Source organism: Maritimibacter harenae (assembly GCF_009882975.1).
GTDB classification, from domain to species: Bacteria; Pseudomonadota; Alphaproteobacteria; order Rhodobacterales; family Rhodobacteraceae; genus Maritimibacter; species Maritimibacter harenae.
The window spans coordinates 435,827-452,717 of record NZ_WTUX01000019.1; the positions used below are offsets into that span (position 1 = coordinate 435,827).

21 protein-coding genes are annotated in these 16,891 nt (G+C 68.0%); 4 read left to right on the forward strand and 17 right to left on the reverse strand.

The window, feature by feature from the left end:
- The 10 genes from GQE99_RS16805 to ffh all read right to left on the reverse strand — a co-directional run bounded on the left by GQE99_RS16805 (position 1) and on the right by ffh (position 6,975).
- On the reverse strand, positions 1 to 285 hold the full coding sequence (locus tag GQE99_RS16805) for a GNAT family N-acetyltransferase (protein ID WP_161352786.1): 285 nt from the start codon (positions 283 to 285) through the stop codon (positions 1 to 3).
- Entirely contained in the window at positions 282 to 908 is a 627-nt protein-coding gene (locus GQE99_RS16810) for a CDGSH iron-sulfur domain-containing protein (RefSeq protein ID WP_161352787.1), read from the reverse strand. The genes GQE99_RS16805 and GQE99_RS16810 overlap by 4 nt, the downstream gene beginning before the upstream one ends.
- 58 nt (positions 909 to 966) lie before the next feature.
- Complete coding sequence (gene trmD, locus GQE99_RS16815; protein WP_161352788.1) at positions 967 to 1,764, reverse strand: tRNA (guanosine(37)-N1)-methyltransferase TrmD; 798 nt, start codon at positions 1,762 to 1,764, stop codon at positions 967 to 969.
- 45 nt (positions 1,765 to 1,809) lie between these two features.
- A complete protein-coding gene (locus GQE99_RS16820; protein WP_161352789.1) occupies positions 1,810 to 2,700 on the reverse strand; it encodes a hypothetical protein in 891 nt (296 codons plus the stop codon).
- A complete protein-coding gene (locus GQE99_RS16825) occupies positions 2,697 to 3,497 on the reverse strand; it encodes a hypothetical protein (protein ID WP_161352790.1) in 801 nt (266 codons plus the stop codon). Before GQE99_RS16825 ends, GQE99_RS16820 begins: the two co-directional genes overlap by 4 nt.
- Positions 3,494 to 4,006 (reverse strand): ribosome maturation factor RimM, encoded by a 513-nt coding sequence (rimM, locus tag GQE99_RS16830; RefSeq protein WP_161352791.1) that lies wholly within the window; start codon positions 4,004 to 4,006, stop codon positions 3,494 to 3,496. The genes GQE99_RS16825 and rimM overlap by 4 nt, the downstream gene beginning before the upstream one ends.
- An 81-nt stretch (positions 4,007 to 4,087) precedes the next feature.
- Entirely contained in the window at positions 4,088 to 4,474 is a 387-nt protein-coding gene (rpsP, locus tag GQE99_RS16835; RefSeq protein WP_161352792.1) for a 30S ribosomal protein S16, read from the reverse strand.
- A gap of 34 nt (positions 4,475 to 4,508) precedes the next feature.
- Positions 4,509 to 4,817, reverse strand: coding sequence for a chorismate mutase (locus tag GQE99_RS16840; protein ID WP_161352793.1), 309 nt, complete (start codon positions 4,815 to 4,817; stop codon positions 4,509 to 4,511).
- Between the two features lie 43 nt (positions 4,818 to 4,860).
- Entirely contained in the window at positions 4,861 to 5,469 is a 609-nt protein-coding gene (locus GQE99_RS16845) for a GNAT family N-acetyltransferase (protein WP_161352794.1), read from the reverse strand.
- A complete protein-coding gene (gene ffh, locus GQE99_RS16850; RefSeq protein ID WP_161352795.1) occupies positions 5,470 to 6,975 on the reverse strand; it encodes a signal recognition particle protein in 1,506 nt (501 codons plus the stop codon).
- 297 nt (positions 6,976 to 7,272) lie between these two features.
- Here ffh and GQE99_RS16855 point away from each other — a divergent pair, with 297 nt between their 5' ends.
- Positions 7,273 to 8,046 carry a glycosyltransferase family protein gene (locus GQE99_RS16855; protein WP_161352796.1) on the forward strand — a complete coding sequence of 258 codons (774 nt, stop codon included), beginning with the start codon at positions 7,273 to 7,275 and terminating at the stop codon, positions 8,044 to 8,046.
- Here the strand turns inward: GQE99_RS16855 and GQE99_RS16860 are convergent.
- The 3 genes from GQE99_RS16860 to GQE99_RS16870 form a co-directional block, all read right to left on the reverse strand.
- Entirely contained in the window at positions 8,015 to 8,482 is a 468-nt protein-coding gene (locus GQE99_RS16860; protein WP_161352797.1) for a hypothetical protein, read from the reverse strand. The genes GQE99_RS16855 and GQE99_RS16860 overlap by 32 nt on opposite strands.
- Before the next feature lie 61 nt (positions 8,483 to 8,543).
- Positions 8,544 to 9,026 carry a hypothetical protein gene (locus GQE99_RS16865; RefSeq protein WP_161352798.1) on the reverse strand — a complete coding sequence of 161 codons (483 nt, stop codon included), beginning with the start codon at positions 9,024 to 9,026 and terminating at the stop codon, positions 8,544 to 8,546.
- A 61-nt stretch (positions 9,027 to 9,087) separates the two neighbouring features.
- Complete coding sequence (locus GQE99_RS16870) at positions 9,088 to 9,723, reverse strand: glutathione S-transferase family protein (protein ID WP_161352799.1); 636 nt, start codon at positions 9,721 to 9,723, stop codon at positions 9,088 to 9,090.
- Positions 9,724 to 9,825: 102 nt separating this feature from the next.
- Between GQE99_RS16870 and GQE99_RS16875 the strand changes: the two genes are divergently transcribed.
- From GQE99_RS16875 to GQE99_RS16885, 3 genes are all read left to right on the forward strand, one after another.
- A complete protein-coding gene (locus GQE99_RS16875) occupies positions 9,826 to 10,776 on the forward strand; it encodes a LysR substrate-binding domain-containing protein (RefSeq protein ID WP_161352800.1) in 951 nt (316 codons plus the stop codon).
- Positions 10,777 to 10,852: 76 nt separating this feature from the next.
- On the forward strand, positions 10,853 to 11,719 hold the full coding sequence (locus tag GQE99_RS16880; protein WP_161352801.1) for a LysR family transcriptional regulator: 867 nt from the start codon (positions 10,853 to 10,855) through the stop codon (positions 11,717 to 11,719).
- Positions 11,716 to 12,615 (forward strand): DMT family transporter, encoded by a 900-nt coding sequence (locus GQE99_RS16885; protein WP_161352802.1) that lies wholly within the window; start codon positions 11,716 to 11,718, stop codon positions 12,613 to 12,615. Before GQE99_RS16880 ends, GQE99_RS16885 begins: the two co-directional genes overlap by 4 nt.
- 93 nt (positions 12,616 to 12,708) lie before the next feature.
- Here the strand turns inward: GQE99_RS16885 and GQE99_RS16890 are convergent, their stop codons facing one another.
- The 4 genes from GQE99_RS16890 to GQE99_RS16905 all read right to left on the reverse strand — a co-directional run bounded on the left by GQE99_RS16890 (position 12,709) and on the right by GQE99_RS16905 (position 16,759).
- Entirely contained in the window at positions 12,709 to 13,695 is a 987-nt protein-coding gene (locus GQE99_RS16890) for an aldo/keto reductase (protein ID WP_161352803.1), read from the reverse strand.
- A gap of 156 nt (positions 13,696 to 13,851) precedes the next feature.
- A complete protein-coding gene (locus tag GQE99_RS16895) occupies positions 13,852 to 14,199 on the reverse strand; it encodes an H-NS histone family protein (RefSeq protein ID WP_161352804.1) in 348 nt (115 codons plus the stop codon).
- A 117-nt stretch (positions 14,200 to 14,316) separates the two neighbouring features.
- Positions 14,317 to 16,314, reverse strand: a complete 1,998-nt coding sequence (locus tag GQE99_RS16900; RefSeq protein ID WP_161352805.1) for a protein meaA — start codon at positions 16,312 to 16,314, stop codon at positions 14,317 to 14,319.
- 100 nt (positions 16,315 to 16,414) lie between these two features.
- Positions 16,415 to 16,759: a hypothetical protein gene (locus GQE99_RS16905; RefSeq protein WP_161352806.1), complete on the reverse strand. Its 345-nt coding sequence runs from the start codon at positions 16,757 to 16,759 to the stop codon at positions 16,415 to 16,417.
- Positions 16,760 to 16,891: the final 132 nt, after the last annotated feature.

Below are 16,891 nucleotides of genomic sequence, written 5' to 3' on the forward strand. Positions count from 1 at the left end.
TTATTTCATGACGTCGGACCACTCCGGGTGGCGCGCGTATTGGGCGCGCACGAAGGGGCAGAGCGGCACGATGGTGAAGCCCTGCGCCCGGGCGTCCGCGACCAGCGCCTCGACAAGCGCCTGTCCCACGCCGCGCCCTTTCAGGGCCTCGGGCACGCCGGTGTGGTCGGCGATCACCGACACGGACCCGAGGCGCGAGAAAGTCAGCTCCGCCTCGTGGCCGTCCACCACGGCGACGTAGCGCCCCTTGGTTTCCCCGTCTTCGCGGGTGATCTCGATGCTCATGGCGCTTCGAACCCCACTTCGGCGTGGCTTCCGTCGCAGAACGGCTTGTTCTTCGAGTGGCCGCAGCGGCAGAGCACGTGCCTGTCCCCGGCGGCGAGGCGGCGGCCCGAACCCGCGATCACCTCGACGCTGCCGGTGATCACGAGGGGGCCGTCGGGCAGCGGTTTGACCTTCATCACGCCGCCCACGGGCGTCTCGCCGTCCGGGTCGCCCAGGGGTTCCCCGGTCGCCGTGAAGCCCGCGTCGATGTGGGAATTGTCGCAATAGGGCTTGTTCTTCGACTGCCCGCAGCGGCACAGGAGCACGCGGGTCGCCGGGTCCTCGTCCCCGATCCGGATGTCGCCGCGCAGTTCGTTCGGGCCATTTTCCCACGGGCGCACCGTGTTCACCATCGGGACCTGTTCGCCCATGCCGCCGTCATGGCGCACGTAGCTGAGCGCGCCGGAGGGACAGCTGTCGACCACGCGCGCGATCTCGGCGGCGCGGGCATGTTCGGGGAACATCCAGCCGCCGGGCGTGCCGGGCCGGAACACGTCCGGTGCGCCCAGCACGCAGCGACGGGCGTGGACGCACTTGGAACTGTCGAAATACAGGGTGATGTCTTGGCTTTTGGCGCGGGACATGCGGCCTCCGGGGCTGAGTCCCGGTCAGCCTAGCGCAGGCGGCCGTTTCGGCAAACGTTCAGTCGCCGCTTTCGTGCTTGTTCCACAGGTCGGGGCGGCGTTCGCGGGTGATCTTCTCGGATTGCTCGCGCCGCCATTGCTCGATCGCGGCGTGGTTGCCGGACAGCAGAACCGGCGGGATCGGGCGCCCGCGCCATTCGGCCGGCCGGGTGTATTGGGGATGCTCCAGAAGGCCGCTCGCGTGGCTTTCCTCCTCGGTCGAGGCGGCGTTGCCGAGGATGCCGGGGCGCAGGCGGACGGTGGCGTCGATCATCGCCTGCGCCGCGATCTCGCCCCCCGTGAGGACGAAGTCGCCGAGGCTGACTTCCTCGATCCCGTATTCCTCGAGCACCCGCTCGTCGACGCCTTCGAAGCGGCCGCAGAGCATGGTGATGCCCTCGGCCCGGGACCAGCGGCGTGCGGTCGCCTGGTCGAAGCGGCGGCCGCGCGGCGAGAGGTAGACGACCGGCCAGCGCGCACGGTCGGCGGGCGTGCCCTCGGCGGCACGGTCGAGCGCGCGTGACAGCACGTCGGCGCGCAGCACCATTCCGGCGCCACCGCCCGCAGGCGTGTCGTCCACGTTGCGATGCTTGCCCTCGCCGAAGGGGCGCAGGTCGATGGTCTCGAGCCGCCAGGCCCCGTGCTTCAGCGCCCGGCCCGTGAGGCTTTCGCCCAGCACGCCCGGGAAGGCCTCGGGAAAGAGGGTGATCACCTTGGCGACCCACGATCCGCGCAGCTCCGGCGCGTCCATGAGCGAGCGCGGCTGGAGCGTGGGCCGCATGGCGAGCCGGCCGTGGGATTTGGGTTTGTCAGTCATGGCGCGCGGCATAGCGCGGCCCGCGCGGCTTGGGAAGCCCGCGTGTCAGCCCGCATGGGTCACGCGGCGGGCGAGCGTGTCGTAGCCTTCGTCCGGATGCGCCGCGTGCAGGTCGGTGAGCCAGGCGGGGTCCGGCAGCTGTTCGGCGGGCGCGCCCGCGTCGATCAGCACGCCCACAAGCCGGCGCGCGGCGGCGCGGGTCTCCGGCGCCTGTGCGTTCAGGAGGAGGGTCGGCGCCATGCCGGCCTCGCCCCGTTCGATCAGCCTGTCGCGGAGCTCGGGGCGCGCGACGAAGCGCAGGAGGGCCCGTTCGAGGGGCGGGTCGGTCGCTTCGGTTTCGACCACGGCATCGTAGAGCGGGTCAAAGGCACGGGCCCCGACCACGTCCCCGAGCGTGTCGAGGATCGCGTCGATGCGGTCTTCTGCGGCGTCGTCGGGAAGGGCGCGAAGGTCGGCGAGGGCCTGGCGGGTGGCGGCTTCGACCTTGCGTGCCGGGGTCGGGTGGATGTCCGCCCAGTCGGTCGGACGGCGCCGGTTCTGGACTTCCAGTTCGCGGATCGCGCTGTCGAGGAAGACATCCATCTCGGCCTTGTCCGAATACCGGAGCGCGCCAAAGACGGCGGCCAGCGCCGTGAGCGCGACGGGGACCCAGAGGGGCAGGGCGATGGGACCGGTCAGAAGCGCGAGGGCCACGCCCGCCGCGAAGCAGGCCGCGACCAGCGCGCATTGCACCAGCGCCATCAGGACCAGCGCGGCGACGCCCGATGCCTCATTGAGGTTGGGCCGGCGCGTGGCGGCGATGAAAAGGAGGAAAGCGAGCGCGAAGACCGGCAGCGTGACCGGCGACAGCCGCGCCCAACCGGCCAGTACCGGGCCCAGGTAGAGCGGCCCGAAGATGAGCGCGAGGCCCGCGCGGCTGTAGGGGTCTATCCTCATGACGGCCCTTCCGCGACGAGCGCGGCCTTGCGCGCGCGCAGTTCGGCCTTGGGCATGTCCTGCCGGTTGAGGTCGAGGAACGCCGCGCGCAGGTCCCGGGATTGCCCCGCGTTGGCGCGCCCCGCCGGGGTGAGCCCTGCGCGCAGGTCGGTCGGGATGCCGGCGAGATCAAGAAGCGCGCCGGCCGGCCCTTCGCGGTGGTCGCGCCAGTCCTCCAACGCGGCCGTGACGACCGGGACCGGTGCCAGTGCGCCGCGCATGCGCCGGGCTTCCTCCGCGGGGCTCGCGAGGGCGGGGAAACGGGTGCGGAACGTGTCGTAATCGTCCGTGAGCCGGATCGAGCGCAGCAGGTGGCCGTGAGCCGAGCGGATCCAGTCCTCGCGCGCGCGGGTGGTGTAGAAGAACACGATCTCGACGTCCCGGCCGAAACGGCGCCGCAGCTCCGCGATGATGACGCGGGCGAGCTTGAGCGCGGGGCCGAAATAGGAGGTCATGAGCGCCCCCCCGAGGCGCCGGTGCCCCGGCATCCCGCCGGAGAAGGTTTCACGCGACAGGACGATCAGGTCGTCCTCGGGGATGGCGGCCAGGAACCGGCGCAGGCTCAGCCGGAACCGGGCCAGCCGCCAGGGGTAGGGCCGCTGGGCATAGATGCGCGCGTCGGCGCCCGCGCCGCGAAAATCGGCCTTGCCATAATAGGCGAAGTGGGGGGCGAGCGCGGTGCGGTTGGCGGCCATGAAATCCTGCAGGCTCGTCGTGCCGGTCTTGTGGTAGCCGGCATGGACGATCACGCGGGTCATTCCGGCAGCGCCCCCTCCGGCGGGTCGATCACCACCAGCCCGGCGCCCAGGTCGACCGTGGGCACGTTGACCAGCGTGAAGGGGATGAGCGCCGGGGTCTTGAAACCGGGGCCCGTGACCTCGATCAGGTCGCCCGCGCCGTGGTTGTGCACGGCGCTGACCCGGCCGCGCTCCACGCCGCCGGTGTCCATGACCTTCAGCCCGATCAGGTCGGCGTGGTAGAATTCGTCATCCGGCAGCGACGGCAGCGCGTCCCGGTCGGCATAGAGGCGCACGCCCTTCAGCGCGTCGGCCTCTTCCTTGGTGGCGACTTCTTCGACATCGGCCGCGAATCCGTTCTTGATCGCGCGGGTGACGGCGACGGTGAAGCTGCGTGTCCCGTCCTCGGTCCACAGCGGGCCATAGGTGCCGATGTCTTCCGGTTCGGCACAGAAGGATTTCAGGCGCACCTCGCCGTGAACCCCGAAGGATCCGGCGAAGGCTCCGACGCAGATGCGGTCCTCGCTCACGACAGACGGCTCCCTTCCAGACGAAAAAGGCGCGGGGCCATGTAACCCCGCGCCCTGATATTTTCCAAGGGAAAGCGCGGCTTACTCCGCGGTTTCCTCGGCAGCCGGCTCTTCGGCGGGCGCGGCGGCTTCGGCGGCCTTCGCGGCTTTCTCCTCGGCGCGCTCCTGGGCTTTCTTGCCCGGGGTGCCCTTGTTCGGGTTGTTGCGCTCTTTCTTGTCGAGCACGCCGGCGGCCTCGAGCATGCGGGCCACGCGGTCGGTGGGCTGGGCGCCCTTGTCGAGCCAGACCTTGACGGCGTCGAGGTCGATCTTCACGCGGTCTTCCGAGTCCTTCGGCAGCAGCGGGTTGTAGGTGCCCAGCTTCTCGAGGAAGCGGCCGTCACGCGGCATGCGCGAGTCGGCGGCGACGATGCGGTAGAAGGGGCGCTTCTTGGTGCCGCCACGGGCGAGGCGAATTTTCATAGCCATGATTGATGTCTCCTGAGCTTAGCTATGGAAGGGGTCAAGCCCCTGATTCCTGGTGTTTTTCGTGGTGCTGGATGACTTCCTGAATGATGAAGTTCAGGAAAGCCTTGGCGAATTCCGGGTCCAGATCGGCCCGGCGTGCCAGATCTTCGAGCCGCGCGATCTGGGTGGCCTCGCGGGCCGGATCGGACGGTGGAAGGTCGTGTTCGGCCTTGAGTTTCCCCACGGCCTGGGTGTGCTTGAACCGCTCGCCCAGCGTGTAGACGAGGATCGCGTCGAGCCGGTCGATGGAGGCGCGGTGCTCCTGCAGGAGCTCGGCCGCGCGGGCGGTGACATCGGTGGTCATGGCGCGAAGGCCCCCTGTCTTGCTTCGGCGTGAACGGTGCTGGTCATGCGTAGGCCTCCATCCCGCCATCGCCGCCGGTCGGGGCGTGACGGTAGACGGCCACGGGATCGTCGAACCGGGCTTCGGCCAGGTCGTCGCGGAACGCGCCCAGCCGTTCGGCCAGCCGCGCGGCGCGGGCGTTGTCCGGGTCGGTGTAGCTCACCAGCCGGGTGAGGCCGGCCACGTCGAGCGCGTAGTCGCGCGCGGCCTCGGCGGCTTCGAAGGCGTAACCGTTCCCCTCGGCCTCGGCATGGAAGAAGAAGCCCAACTCTGGCTCCTGGTCGCCCGCTTCCATCTGCACGGTCACGTAGCCCAGCGTTTCGCCGGTCGCGCTCAGCGTCACGGCGAAGGGGCCGTGGCCGCGCAGGAGCCAGTTGGCGACCGCGCCGGTGAAGTCCGCCCAGGCCTCGACCCGCGTGTCGGGTCCGTCCATGTAGCGCGCGCGCTCGGTCGTGAGGATGCGGGCGTAGTCGTCGAAATCCTCGAGCGCGAGGGGGCGCAGCGTGAGCCGTGCGGTGGTCAGCACCGGCAGGCGGTCGCGCAGGGTCGCGGCGAAGTCCGCGGCCGGGCCGGGGATCGGCTGCTCCCAGGGATATGCGGTCCCGGTCGTCACTTACTTCTTCTTCCCGAAGCCCGACAGGTCGGAGGGAAGGTGCTGGCCGCCCAGCCCCGGCAGGTTGCCCCCGCCCGGGTAGGTCGCCTGCTGTTGCAGCATCTTGGCGGCTTCCTGCATCTTCGCGCTGTCCTGCATGTCGGCGTCCGAGACATCCTTGCCGAACATCGACTTCATCGCATTCTTGAGCATGCCGCCTTTGCCCATCTTGCCGAGCTTCTTCATCATGTCCGACATCTGCCGGTGCATCTTGAGAAGCTTGTTCAGGTCGGACACTTCCATACCCGCGCCCTTGGCGATGCGCTTCTTGCGGCTGGCCTGCAGGATCTGGGGATTGCGGCGCTCGCGCTTGGTCATCGAGTTGATGAGCGCGATGTGCTGGCGCAGCATCTTGTCGTCCATGCCGGCGGCCGACAGGCCCTTGGCGGCCTTGCCCATGCCCGGCAGCATGCCGAGCACGTTCTCCATGCCGCCCATCTTGATCATCTGCTCGAACTGGCTCTTGAGGTCGTTCATCGAGAACTGACCCTTCTGGAACCGGCGCATCATCTTCTCGGCCTGCTCGGCCTCGATCGTGTCCTGCGCCTTTTCCACGAGCGCGACGATGTCGCCCATGCCGAGGATGCGGCCGGCGATCCGGTCGGGCTCGAAGGTTTCGAGCGCGTCGGTCTTTTCGCCCACGCCCACGAAACGGATCGGCTTGCCGGTCACGGCGCGCATGGACAGCGCGGCGCCGCCGCGCCCGTCGCCGTCCATCCGGGTGAGCACGACGCCGGAGATGCCGACCTTGTCGTCGAATTCCTGCGCCACCTCGACCGCGACCTGGCCGGTGAGGCCGTCGACCACGAGCAGGGTTTCACGCGGGGTGACGGCGTTGCGGACCTGCTCGACCTCGTCCATCAGGACTTCGTCGATGTGGAGCCGACCGGCGGTGTCGAGCATGTAGACGTCGTAGCCGCCCATCGTCGCCTGCTGCTTGGCGCGCTTGGCGATGTCGACGGGCTTCTGGCCTTCGACGATGGGGAGCGTGTCGACGCCGATCTGGTTGCCCAGCACCTCGAGCTGGTGCATGGCCGCCGGACGGTAGACGTCGAGCGAGGCCATGAGCACGCGCTTGCCCTCGCGGTCCTTCAGGCGCTTGGCGAGCTTCGCGGTCGTCGTCGTCTTGCCGCCGCCCTGCAGGCCGACCATCAGGATCGGCGCGGGCGGGTTGTCGATCTTGAGCTTGCCCGGATCCTCGTCGCCGGTGAGCGTGGCGACCAGTTCGTCGTGCACGATCTTGACCACCTGCTGGCCCGGCGTGACCGACTTGGTCACCGCCTGGCCGGTGGCCTTTTCCTGCACCCGCTTGACGAAGTCGCGCGCGACCGGGAGCGACACGTCCGCTTCCAGAAGCGCGACGCGCACTTCGCGCAGCGCGGTCTTGACGTCATCCTCCGACAGCGCACCCTGCTTCGTCAGCCGGTCGAAGACACCGGACAGGCGATCTGAAAGGCTCTCAAACATTGCGGCTCCTTTCGCCGTTGGTTTGACCCCCAGATAGGGGTGCGCGCGGTGGGGACCAAGGCCAAACCAGTAGCGCCCCCGTGGGCGCAACGCGCTGACGGAGGGCGATCCCGGCAAAAGCCATGGGACCGGAAGCTTTCGACTTCCGGAATTTGGATCGGGCAATAAGCGGCGCGGGCAGGCGAGTCAAGGCTTTCGAGCCCTATGGCCCGGGTCCGGGGGCGATGCGCCGGGGGGCGGATGCGCCGAGCGCCCCGCAGCTTGCGCGATGCCGGGTTTCATGCGCTCATCCGGAACATGGAGAAAGGCGTCATATACGTGGCCACCGGCGCCGACTACCGCGATCTGGCGGTGGCCTCGGCGCGCTCGCTCCGCGAGGTCGAGCCGGACCTGCCCGTCGATCTTTTCACCGACACTCCCGGTGGCGTGCCGGAAGGCCTGTTCGACGCGGTTCATCTCATCACCGAGCCGCACGACCGCTCGAAGCTCGATTGCCTTGCGCTGACCCGCTTCGAGCGCACGCTTTTCCTCGACTGCGACACTCTGATCGTGAACCCGCTGGGCGATGTCTGGGGGATTCTCGAGCGCTTCGACCTCGCGATGGCCCACGAGGTGCGCCGCATGACGCCGCTGATCCGGGCCGGGCACGCGGTGGAGACGCCCTATGCCTTCCCCCAGCTCAATTCCGGGGTGATCCTCTACCGCCGTTCCGGCGCGATGGACGCGTTCCTTGCAGAGTGGGTGCGCCGTTACGCGGCCGCGGGGCTCTACCGTGACCAACCGGTGCTCAAGGACCTTCTGTGGGAGAGCGACCTGCGGTTCTACGTATTACCGCCGGAGTTCAACCTGCGCCGGGTGACGCTGCTCGACGCGTGGGAGCCGGGGGATGCGCGCCCGGTGATCATTCATTCCCACCGGCTGATGGACCACATGCGCCAAGGCGGCACGCGCATCACCGACGTGGCCGACCTGGTCAACGCCGAACGCGCGGCGCTGGAAGAGGAATGGACGCGCGCAGGCGGGCGCGACGATCACCCGGTCAGGCGCTTTTCCCCGAAAGCCAGTCGTTGATGCGATGGGCCACGCGCTCGGGCGCGGGGGCCGAGAGGAAATCGCGCGTCAGCGGGTAGCTACGTTCAGGCGTGGTGAGGACCGTGCGCCGGATCGGCGGACCGTCGTGTGAACGGATGGTCTGGACCCCGGCCTTCGTCACCTGCGACAAGGGCAGGGTGCGGTGCGTGACACCCGCGCCGTCGAGCCACAGGATGGAGGCCTTGCCCGTCTCGCGGTCCAGCGTAACGGTGGTGTGGGCGCGGAAGTCCTCGTGCACCAGAACGGCGAGCGCGAGGCCCGCGGCGAAGAACACGACCGCCCAGCCGCTGCCGCCGATCGCGAGGTCGGTGGCGAGAACCAGCGCCACGCCAGCCAGCGCGGCCAGCAGCAGCATCAGGCTGCGCGGCCGGTGTTCGATGACCAGCCTCGTCTCCGTGCATGTCGCGATGCGCATCGCCGCCCCGTTGCTCGTTTCCGCCCCGTTTCTGCCCTGCCGGGGCGCGATTGGCCAGCGTTCAGCCCGGGTGCGGTCCCGATAGCCACGCGTTGATCGCCTCCGCGACCCGCCGATGCCCGGACCCCGACGAATAGGCGAAGGTCAGCGGGTGGCGCCCCACGCTCTGGCCCGCTTCGATCACCAGCACGGTGCGGTAGGTGGTGGCGCCTTCCGATGTGCGGCTGCTCTCCACCTCGGCGCGATCGATCTCGTCCAGCGCATGGCGGACCTTGCGGGCGCGAAAGGCGTTCTTGCGCCGGATCTCGACGTAGCCCTCGGGCCGGTGAAACACGACCTGCACCCGGCGCACGAAGACGATGAAGGCGCCGGCGCCAAGGCCGCCGCCCATCAGCGCGAAGACAAGACCCAGCGGCTCGCCCGAGAAGACCAGCCCGAGGCCCACCCCCACGAAGAGGAGGATGAACAGGATCAGCATGATCCCGATGAAGAGCGGCCGGTCGTCGACGATCAGCAGATCGGGGGTGTTGGTGGTGACTTTCATGGCGCCTCCCGCGGGATGCGCAACGCTAGCGCGGCGCGCGGTCCCGGGGAAGCATTTCGGCTCAGACGTCGGCCGGAACCGCGTGCGCCTGCAACGCCCGGGAATAGGCCGGCGTGTCGCGCACCGCGTCGCACAGCCGCGCCAGCGCCGGGCGCCCGGCCATGAGCGCGTCGCGGTCCGAGACCCACTCGGCCAGCATCGCCGCGTAGAAGTCGAGCGCGGTCAGCCCGCGGGGCAGGAAGTACAGGGTGCCCCCGATGTTGCGTTCCAGAAGATCAAAGAAGTCGAGGAAATCACGGTCCCCCTGGTCCTTGACCTGAGCGATGGCCGCGTCGTCGCGGGCGAACCGTTCCGGGTGGCCCACGCGGCTCGAGGTGACGTAGCCCGCCGTGGCCATGACGCTGAGCCAGAACAGGAAGGCACCGCGGTCCGGTTCGCCGGGGTTGGGGGCGATGCCGCTGTCCGGGTGGCGTTCGCCGAGGAGCGTCAGGATCGCCGCCGTCTCGCCCACGGTTTCCCCGTCGGGCAGCGTCAGCGCGGGAACCCGGCCCGCGGGGCTCAGGAAGAGGAAGGGCGGCTCGCGGTGTTCGTCGGCCCCCATGTCGACGTAACGCGTGCCGTAATCCGCACCGATGGTTTCGAGCGCCGCCTGCACCACGATCGACCCCGCCATCACTTCCCAGTAGAGCATGTACATGCCGTCCTCCTTTCACTTCACCCCGAGTATCGGGGCGGCGCGGCGCCCCACGCACGGCTGATTTTGTTTGGGCCGGCTAAAGGAAAGCTTTAGCCTCGGGACATGAAGCTTTCGCACCTGAACGGATTGCGCGCGCTCGAGGCGACATTGCGGCTGGGCAGCTTCTCGGCCGCGGCCGGGGAGCTCGGGGTGACGCCGGCGGCCGTGGGGCAGCGCGTGCGGGTGCTGGAAGATTACCTCGGCCGCCCGCTTTTCACGCGCACCTCGGCGGGTGCGGCGCCCACCGCCGAGGCGCGGCAGGTCCTGCCGGTGCTGAATACCGGCTTCGCCGCGATCGCCGACGGGCTCGAGCGGCTCAGGGCCGACCAGCCGGCGCGCCCGATCCGGGTGACGATGCCCGAGTCCTTCGCCGAGAACTGGTTCTCCTGGGTGCTCGCGGGGTTCAGCGCGGCGCATCCGGCCGCCGACCTGCGGCTCGACGCCACGAACCGGGACGTGGCGTTTCCCTCCGACACGCTGGATTTCGCGATCCGCTATGGCCGGGCGCCGGGAGAGGGCGTGTCCGCGCACCGCCTGTTCGGCGACAGCGTGCAACCGGTCTGCGCGCCGGATTTCGCCCGTCGCCACGATCTGCATCCGGGGCGCGGCGATCTCACCGGCGTGCCGCTCATCCACGTGATGAACCGGACCGGCGATCCGGGCTGGGTGGGCTTCGACGGCTGGGGGCGCACCTTCGGTGTCGATCCGGCCACGTTGACCCACGGCGTGCGGTTTTCGCGCACCGGCTCGGGCCTGCAGGGGGCGATCGCGGGGCAAGGGCTCGTGATGGCCGGGCTGGTCGAGGCTTTCCACGCGCTCCGGGCGGGGCGGCTCGTCCTGCCGTTCGGACCGGCGCGCCGGGTCACGACCCATTATGCCTACCGCCTGATCCACGCCCCCGACGCGCCGCAGGGGCGCTTGCATCGCGCCTTCCACGACTGGGTGCTCGAAAGCGCGACCGGCTACCGGCAGGATCGCGACGCCCTGCTGGCCGCGCTGGCGGAGGGCGGCTAGGCCGACGTGCCCTTGCGGTTCCGCACCGCGCATGGTTGTCTGCGATCGAATTGTTCACGTCCGCACAGGAGTAGTCATGCAGGATTGGGACGGGCTGCGCACCGCCTTCGAGGTGGTGCGCCACGGCACGGTGTCCGGGGCCGCGCAGGCGCTGGGCGTCCATCACGCCACGGTCATCCGCCACATCGACGCGCTCGAGGCGCGGCTCGGCGTGAAGCTGTTCCAGCGCCATGCGCGCGGCTACACCCCGACCGAGGCGGGCGAGGACCTGGCCCGTGTCGCGCAGGCGACCGACGACCAGTTCGCGCAGCTTGCCGCGCGGCTGTCGGGGCAGGGCAACGCGGTGCAGGGCGAGCTGGTCGTGACCACGCTGGCGTCCTTCACGCGCCGCCTGATGCCGGTGCTTGCCGATTTCCAGTCCGAGCACCCGGACGTGCGGCTCGTCTACCGCACCGGGCGCCGCCTGTTCCGGCTGGAATACGGCGAAGCGCACGTGGCGATCCGGGCGGGCAGCCCGCCCAAGGAGCTCGACAACGTGGTGCAGGCGCTCGCGACCCTCGACACCGCGCTCTATGCCTCGAAATCCTATATCGAGCGGCGCGGGATGCCGACCGAGGCGGACGTGTTGGAACACGACTTCATCGGTCCGGACGACGAGAACATCGGCGCCCCGGCGCTGCGCTGGATCATCCAGCACGTGGACCGGGCGCGCATCGTGTTCCGCGCCAACGACGACCTCAGCCATTTCGAGGCGCTGCGCGCGGGGGTCGGCCTGGGTTTCTCGCCGGTTGGCGAGGCGGGCGACGACCTGGTGCAGGTCCTGCCACCGCGTGACGAATGGGCCGCGAAGCTCTGGCTCGTGACCCATGTCGACCTGCACCGCACCGCCAAGGTGCAGGCTCTGACCGCGCATCTGAAGACCGCGTTGAGGGATTGTGAATGAGTGAAAGGTTCGGGGGCGCGGAGGCGCTCAAGGGTCACGGCGCGATGCTGGCCTTTTCCGGCATCGTGGCAGGGTCCTTCACGCTGGGTGCGCTGACGGCCAACCTGGTCGATCCGGTCGCCTACCAGGCGCTGCGCTTCTTTTTGGCCGCGCTGATCCTGGGGGCCGTGGGGTTCGCCACCGGTTCGATCCGGGCGCGCGATGCGCGCGCGCCGTGGCGCTGGCTGGTGCTGGGCGCGATCTTCGGCAGCTACTTCGCGCTGATGTTCGAGGGGCTGAAGACTGCGGTGCCGGTCTCGGCCTCTTCGGTCTTCACGCTGGTGCCGCTGATGACGGCGGGCTTTTCGTGGGTGCTCCTGCGCCAGGTGACGACGAAGCGCATCGCGCTGGCGCTCGCGCTCGGGGCCATCGGCGCGCTCTGGGTGATCTTCCGGGGCGACCCCGCGCGGCTCGCCGCGTTCCAGATCGGGCGGGGCGAGGCGATCTATTTCCTGGGCTGCGTGTCACATTCCCTCTACGTGCCGCTCATGCGCAAGTTCAGCCGCGGGGAAAGCGCCGTCTCGGCCTCTTTCTTCGTGCTGGGCGCGGGGGCCGTGGTGCTCGCGCTCTACAGCTGGCCCGAGTTGCGCGCGGTCGATTTCGCGACGCTGCCCCCGATCTTCTGGATCGCGCTGGCCTATCTCGCGATCGGTGCCTCGGCCCTGACCTTCGTGCTTCTGAACTTCGCCACCCTGCGTCTGCCGGGGGCCAAGGTCATGGCCTATACCTACCTCACGCCCGGCTGGGTGATCCTGTGGGAACTGGCCTTCGGCCACGGACTGCCGGATCCGCGTGCGCTCCTGGGGCTCGTCATCACCGCGGTCGCGATCATCCTGCTTCTCAAGCACGAAGCCTGAGGCGCGACCTGCCTCTTCTCCGGTCCGGAAATATCCCGGGGTGAGGCCCGCCCCGGCGGGCCGAGGGGCGGCGCCCCTCGGCGACCCCGGTCTTCAGCAGTAGCGTTCGATCCCGACGATCTGCGCGTCCGAGTAGCGGTCGCCGTGGGCCCATCCCACCGGCATGATGTCGGCCAGCGCGGCGCGGTCGGATTCGGTGAAGATGATCTCGTCCGCGTCCGCCCATTCCATCAGGTGCGCCGGGTTGCGCGTGCCGGGGATCGGGACGATGTGATCGCCCTGGTGCAGCGTCCAGGCCAGCGCCACGGCCGAGGTGGTCCAGCCACGATCCCGCGCGAAGGTGCGCAGCGCGCGCACGTGCTCCATGTTGAAGTCGAAATTCGGCTCGATGAAGCGGGGATTGTTCTTGCGGAAATCGGTGTCGCCGAACGCGGCGGGATCGAGGTCGTGGTCGCTCAGGATGCCGCGCCCGAGGGGCGAGAAGGGGACGAAGGTGGTGCCCAGTTCCTTCGCGGTCTGGACGAGGCCGAGATCGGGGAGGCGGGTCCAGAGGGAATACTCGTTCTGGACCGCGGCCACCGGGGCGACGCTTGCGGCGCGGCGCAGCGCGGCCGGCGAGATCTCGGAGAAGCCGAAGCCCTTGATCAGGCCTTCCTGCCGGAACCCTTCAAGCGTTTCGGCAACCTCCTCGATCGGGCGGGGAAATTCGCGGCGGTGAACGTAGTAGAGTTCCACGCTGTCGACCCCGAGCCGCTCGAGCGAGCCTTCGAGATGTTCGCGCAGGTAGGGCGCGGAATTGTCGGCGGTGCCGCGCGGGGCGCCCGCGACGATGCCGCCCTTGGTGGCGATCTGGAAGCGATGGCCGCGATCCTTCTGCCATTCGCCGATCATCTCTTCCGATAGCCCCTTGCCGTACATGTCGGAGGTGTCGAGAAAGGTGATGCCCGCGTCGCGGGCCGCGTCGAGTGTGGCGAAGGCCTCGTCCCGGCTGGACTTGCCGTAAAAGCCCACGAAGCTCATGCAGCCCAGTGCGATGGCGGATACGTCGATGCCGGTCTGGCCCAGTTTGCGCGTCTTCATTCTCGTCTCCCGTAACAATGCGTGCGCGATCATACGGACCGCTCCGCGAATGGAAACCCGCCGGGCCCGCGAAGATTCCGCGGGCCCGGTTCATTCGGTATTCTGGTTGGAAATCGCCGCCCCGAGGGTCACGCAATCCCGGCGCAGCGCGGGAATTCAGATCCGGATATCGTCGAGCGAGCCGCCGTTTTCCAGGAATGCCACGACCCATTTCGGTTTCCGGCCACGGCCGGTCCAGGTCATGCTCTCGTCGTCCGGGTTGCGGTATTTCGGTGCGACTTTTGCGCGGCCGTCGCCGGATTTCGCGGCCTTGCGCGGCGCCTTGCGGCCGGCCTGCACTTCGGCGAGATCCTCGAGAGAATAGCCGTAGGATTTCGCGGCTTTCTCGGCCGCGATCCGCGCGGCCTTCATTTCTTCTTCGCCGACACGTGCCAGCGCCTTGTCGACATCGGCCCGGAGTTTTTCCAACTCCTTGCGGCTCATGCCCTTGAGATTGACTTTCATGTGAGTGGTCCTTTTTCGAGATTAAAGCGACAATCATGTCGAATAAACATCCCGAAATTAGACTCAAAAAGCGCGCGCCACAATACCGGTTATCCTTCCGGTTAACGGACGCGAAATTCAGACCTGGAAATGGTCCAGTTGGTTATTCGCGGCGCGCGCCTTCGGATCGACCAGCGTGACGATATCGTCCATGATCACGTTCAATTCGAAGTCCTTCGGCGTATACACCTTCGCCACGCCCATCGCGCGCAGGCGCTCGGCGTCGGCCTCGGGAATGATGCCGCCGGCGACGACGGGCACGTGGCCCAATCCCGCCTCGCGCATACGGGTCATGAGGTCCTCGATCAGGGGCACATGGGAGCCCGACAGGATCGAAAGGCCGACGACATGCGCGCCGGTTTCGAGGGCCGAGGTCACGATTTCCTCGGGCGTCAGGCGAATACCGTCATAGGTAATATCCATGCCGCAATCGCGGGCGCGCGCGGCGATCTGTTCGGCTCCGTTCGAATGGCCGTCGAGGCCCGGTTTGCCCACGAGGAATTTCAGTTTGCCGCCCAGGGCGGTCGAAACAGCGGCCACGCGGTCGCGAATATCGTCGAGCCCCTCGGTGCGGTTCGACGGGTTCTTCGACACGCCGGTGGGGCCGCGATACTGGCCGAATTCGGCGCGCACGGCGTCGCCCCATTCGCCTGTCGTGGCCCCGGCCTTGGCGGCCTTGATGGAGGCGGGCATCACGTTCTGGCCCGAGCGCGCGGCGGCGCGCAGTTCTTCCAGCGCGGCCTGCACGGCTGCCTCGTCACGGCTTTCGCGCCAGGCGTTCAGGCGGTCGATCTGGTCGGCTTCCGCGTCCGGGTCGGCCACCATGATCGCCTCGGGTCCGGAGGTGAGCGGCGAAGGCGCGGCCTCGGTCCATTTATTCACGCCCACGACGGTGGTTTCGGAATTCTCGATTTTGGAAATACGCGCGGCGTTGGATTCCACGAGGCGCGATTTCATGTATTCGATGGCCTTCACCGCGCCGCCCATCGCGTCGATCTGGGCAAGCTCGGCGCGCGCGCCGTCCTTCAATGCGGCGACTTTCGCCTCGACCGCCGGGTTGTTGTCGAACAGGTCTTCGTATTCCAGAAGGTCGGTTTCGAAGGCGAGGATCTGCTGCATCCGGAGCGACCATTGCTGGTCCCACGGGCGCGGCAGGCCCAGGGCCTCGTTCCAGGCCGGCAATTGCACGGCACGGGCGCGGGCCTTTTTCGACAGCGTCACCGCGAGCATTTCCAGGAGAATCCTGTAGACGTTGTTTTCCGGCTGCTGTTCGGTCAGGCCGAGCGAGTTTACCTGCACCCCGTAGCGGAACCGGCGGAATTTCGGGTCCTGGACGCCATAACGCTCGGCGGTGATTTCATCCCACAATTCGACGAAGGCGCGCATCTTGCACATCTCCGTGACGAACCGGATGCCGGCATTCACGAAAAAGGAAATACGCCCGACCATCGCCGGGAAGTCCGCCTCGTCCACCTTGCCCTCGAGGTCGTCGAGAACGGCGGTGGCGGTGGCCAGCGCGAAGGCCAATTCCTCTTCCGGCGTCGCGCCGGCTTCCTGCAAGTGATAGGAACACACGTTCATCGGGTTCCATTTCGGCAGGTGTTCACGGGTATAGGCCGCGACGTCGGTAATCATCCGCAAACTGGGTTTCGGCGGGCAGACATAGGTGCCGCGCGAGAGATATTCCTTGATGATGTCGTTCTGAACGGTGCCCGACAGTTTCGAGATGTCGGCGCCCTGTTCTTCGGCCACGGCGATATAAAGCGCGAGCAGCCAGGGGGCGGTCGCGTTGATCGTCATGGAGGTATTCATCTGCTCGAGCGGAATATCCTCGAACAGCGTGCGCATGTCGCCGAGGTGCGCCACCGGAACACCGACCTTGCCCACCTCACCCTTGGCCAGGACATGGTCGCTGTCATACCCGGTCTGGGTTGGCAGGTCGAAAGCGACCGACAGCCCGGTTTGCCCCTTGGCCAGGTTTCCCCGGTAGAGCGCGTTCGACGCCTTGGCCGTCGAATGCCCCGCATAGGTGCGGAACAACCAGGGTTTGTCGCGGGTCGGCTGATCGGTCGGCATCGGTGACTCGTCCTATATTGCACTGCAGCATTTATCGCAGAGCAATAATATTACGCAACCCCCGATTGGCTGGTCACAATCGTGCGCGCGCGATTCGGCCTTACGGGTTGAAGGTGAAGGTCGACAATTCGCAGATGTTGCGGTTCCAGACCTCGACTTCGTCCCCGTCGTCGAAGACGGCCTTGAAATCGAAGATGCAATAGCCGGAGCGGTCGTCGAAGTTGATGTTCACCTGCCGGCCCGACGGCAGGACGTCGGTGCCCAGGATATCCTCTTCCCAGGTCTTCGCATCGCGGTGGGACGCGTAGAAGCGCACCATCGTGTAGCCGGTGTTGTTGACGATCGTGACCCAGCGGTCGAGCGCTGCGGCGGGCAGCGTGGTTGCGGCAAGGGCGGCGGCAGCAATCGCGCCTCCCAAGCCTGCCTTGATCGCGCGAAATGCCATGTTGTCCCCCGTTTCCTGTCATGGGTGCTTCGACTTTAGGCGGGTCGCTCCCGCACGTCATCACTTTTAACCATTTGGTGAATGGCTTGGCGTACCACGGAAAGCCACAGTCGGGACGCGATCGGCACGGAT

What these genes read in the sequence shown, in the direction of transcription:
- GQE99_RS16805 (WP_161352786.1), bottom strand. Translation starts at nt 285, where the DNA reads ATGAGCATCGAGATCACCCGCGAAGACGGGGAAACCAAGGGGCGCTAC.
- GQE99_RS16810 (WP_161352787.1), bottom strand. Translation starts at nt 908, where the DNA reads ATGTCCCGCGCCAAAAGCCAAGACATCACCCTGTATTTCGACAGTTCC.
- trmD (WP_161352788.1), bottom strand. Translation starts at nt 1,764, where the DNA reads ATGACTGACAAACCCAAATCCCACGGCCGGCTCGCCATGCGGCCCACG.
- GQE99_RS16820 (WP_161352789.1), bottom strand. Translation starts at nt 2,700, where the DNA reads ATGAGGATAGACCCCTACAGCCGCGCGGGCCTCGCGCTCATCTTCGGG.
- GQE99_RS16825 (WP_161352790.1), bottom strand. Translation starts at nt 3,497, where the DNA reads ATGACCCGCGTGATCGTCCATGCCGGCTACCACAAGACCGGCACGACG.
- rpsP (WP_161352792.1), bottom strand. Translation starts at nt 4,474, where the DNA reads ATGGCTATGAAAATTCGCCTCGCCCGTGGCGGCACCAAGAAGCGCCCC.
- GQE99_RS16840 (WP_161352793.1), bottom strand. Translation starts at nt 4,817, where the DNA reads ATGACCACCGATGTCACCGCCCGCGCGGCCGAGCTCCTGCAGGAGCAC.
- ffh (WP_161352795.1), bottom strand. Translation starts at nt 6,975, where the DNA reads ATGTTTGAGAGCCTTTCAGATCGCCTGTCCGGTGTCTTCGACCGGCTG.
- GQE99_RS16855 (WP_161352796.1), top strand. Translation starts at nt 7,273, where the DNA reads ATGGAGAAAGGCGTCATATACGTGGCCACCGGCGCCGACTACCGCGAT.
- GQE99_RS16860 (WP_161352797.1), bottom strand. Translation starts at nt 8,482, where the DNA reads ATGCGCATCGCGACATGCACGGAGACGAGGCTGGTCATCGAACACCGG.
- GQE99_RS16865 (WP_161352798.1), bottom strand. Translation starts at nt 9,026, where the DNA reads ATGAAAGTCACCACCAACACCCCCGATCTGCTGATCGTCGACGACCGG.
- GQE99_RS16870 (WP_161352799.1), bottom strand. Translation starts at nt 9,723, where the DNA reads ATGTACATGCTCTACTGGGAAGTGATGGCGGGGTCGATCGTGGTGCAG.
- GQE99_RS16875 (WP_161352800.1), top strand. Translation starts at nt 9,826, where the DNA reads ATGAAGCTTTCGCACCTGAACGGATTGCGCGCGCTCGAGGCGACATTG.
- GQE99_RS16880 (WP_161352801.1), top strand. Translation starts at nt 10,853, where the DNA reads ATGCAGGATTGGGACGGGCTGCGCACCGCCTTCGAGGTGGTGCGCCAC.
- GQE99_RS16885 (WP_161352802.1), top strand. Translation starts at nt 11,716, where the DNA reads ATGAGTGAAAGGTTCGGGGGCGCGGAGGCGCTCAAGGGTCACGGCGCG.
- GQE99_RS16890 (WP_161352803.1), bottom strand. Translation starts at nt 13,695, where the DNA reads ATGAAGACGCGCAAACTGGGCCAGACCGGCATCGACGTATCCGCCATC.
- GQE99_RS16895 (WP_161352804.1), bottom strand. Translation starts at nt 14,199, where the DNA reads ATGAAAGTCAATCTCAAGGGCATGAGCCGCAAGGAGTTGGAAAAACTC.
- GQE99_RS16900 (WP_161352805.1), bottom strand. Translation starts at nt 16,314, where the DNA reads ATGCCGACCGATCAGCCGACCCGCGACAAACCCTGGTTGTTCCGCACC.
- GQE99_RS16905 (WP_161352806.1), bottom strand. Translation starts at nt 16,759, where the DNA reads ATGGCATTTCGCGCGATCAAGGCAGGCTTGGGAGGCGCGATTGCTGCC.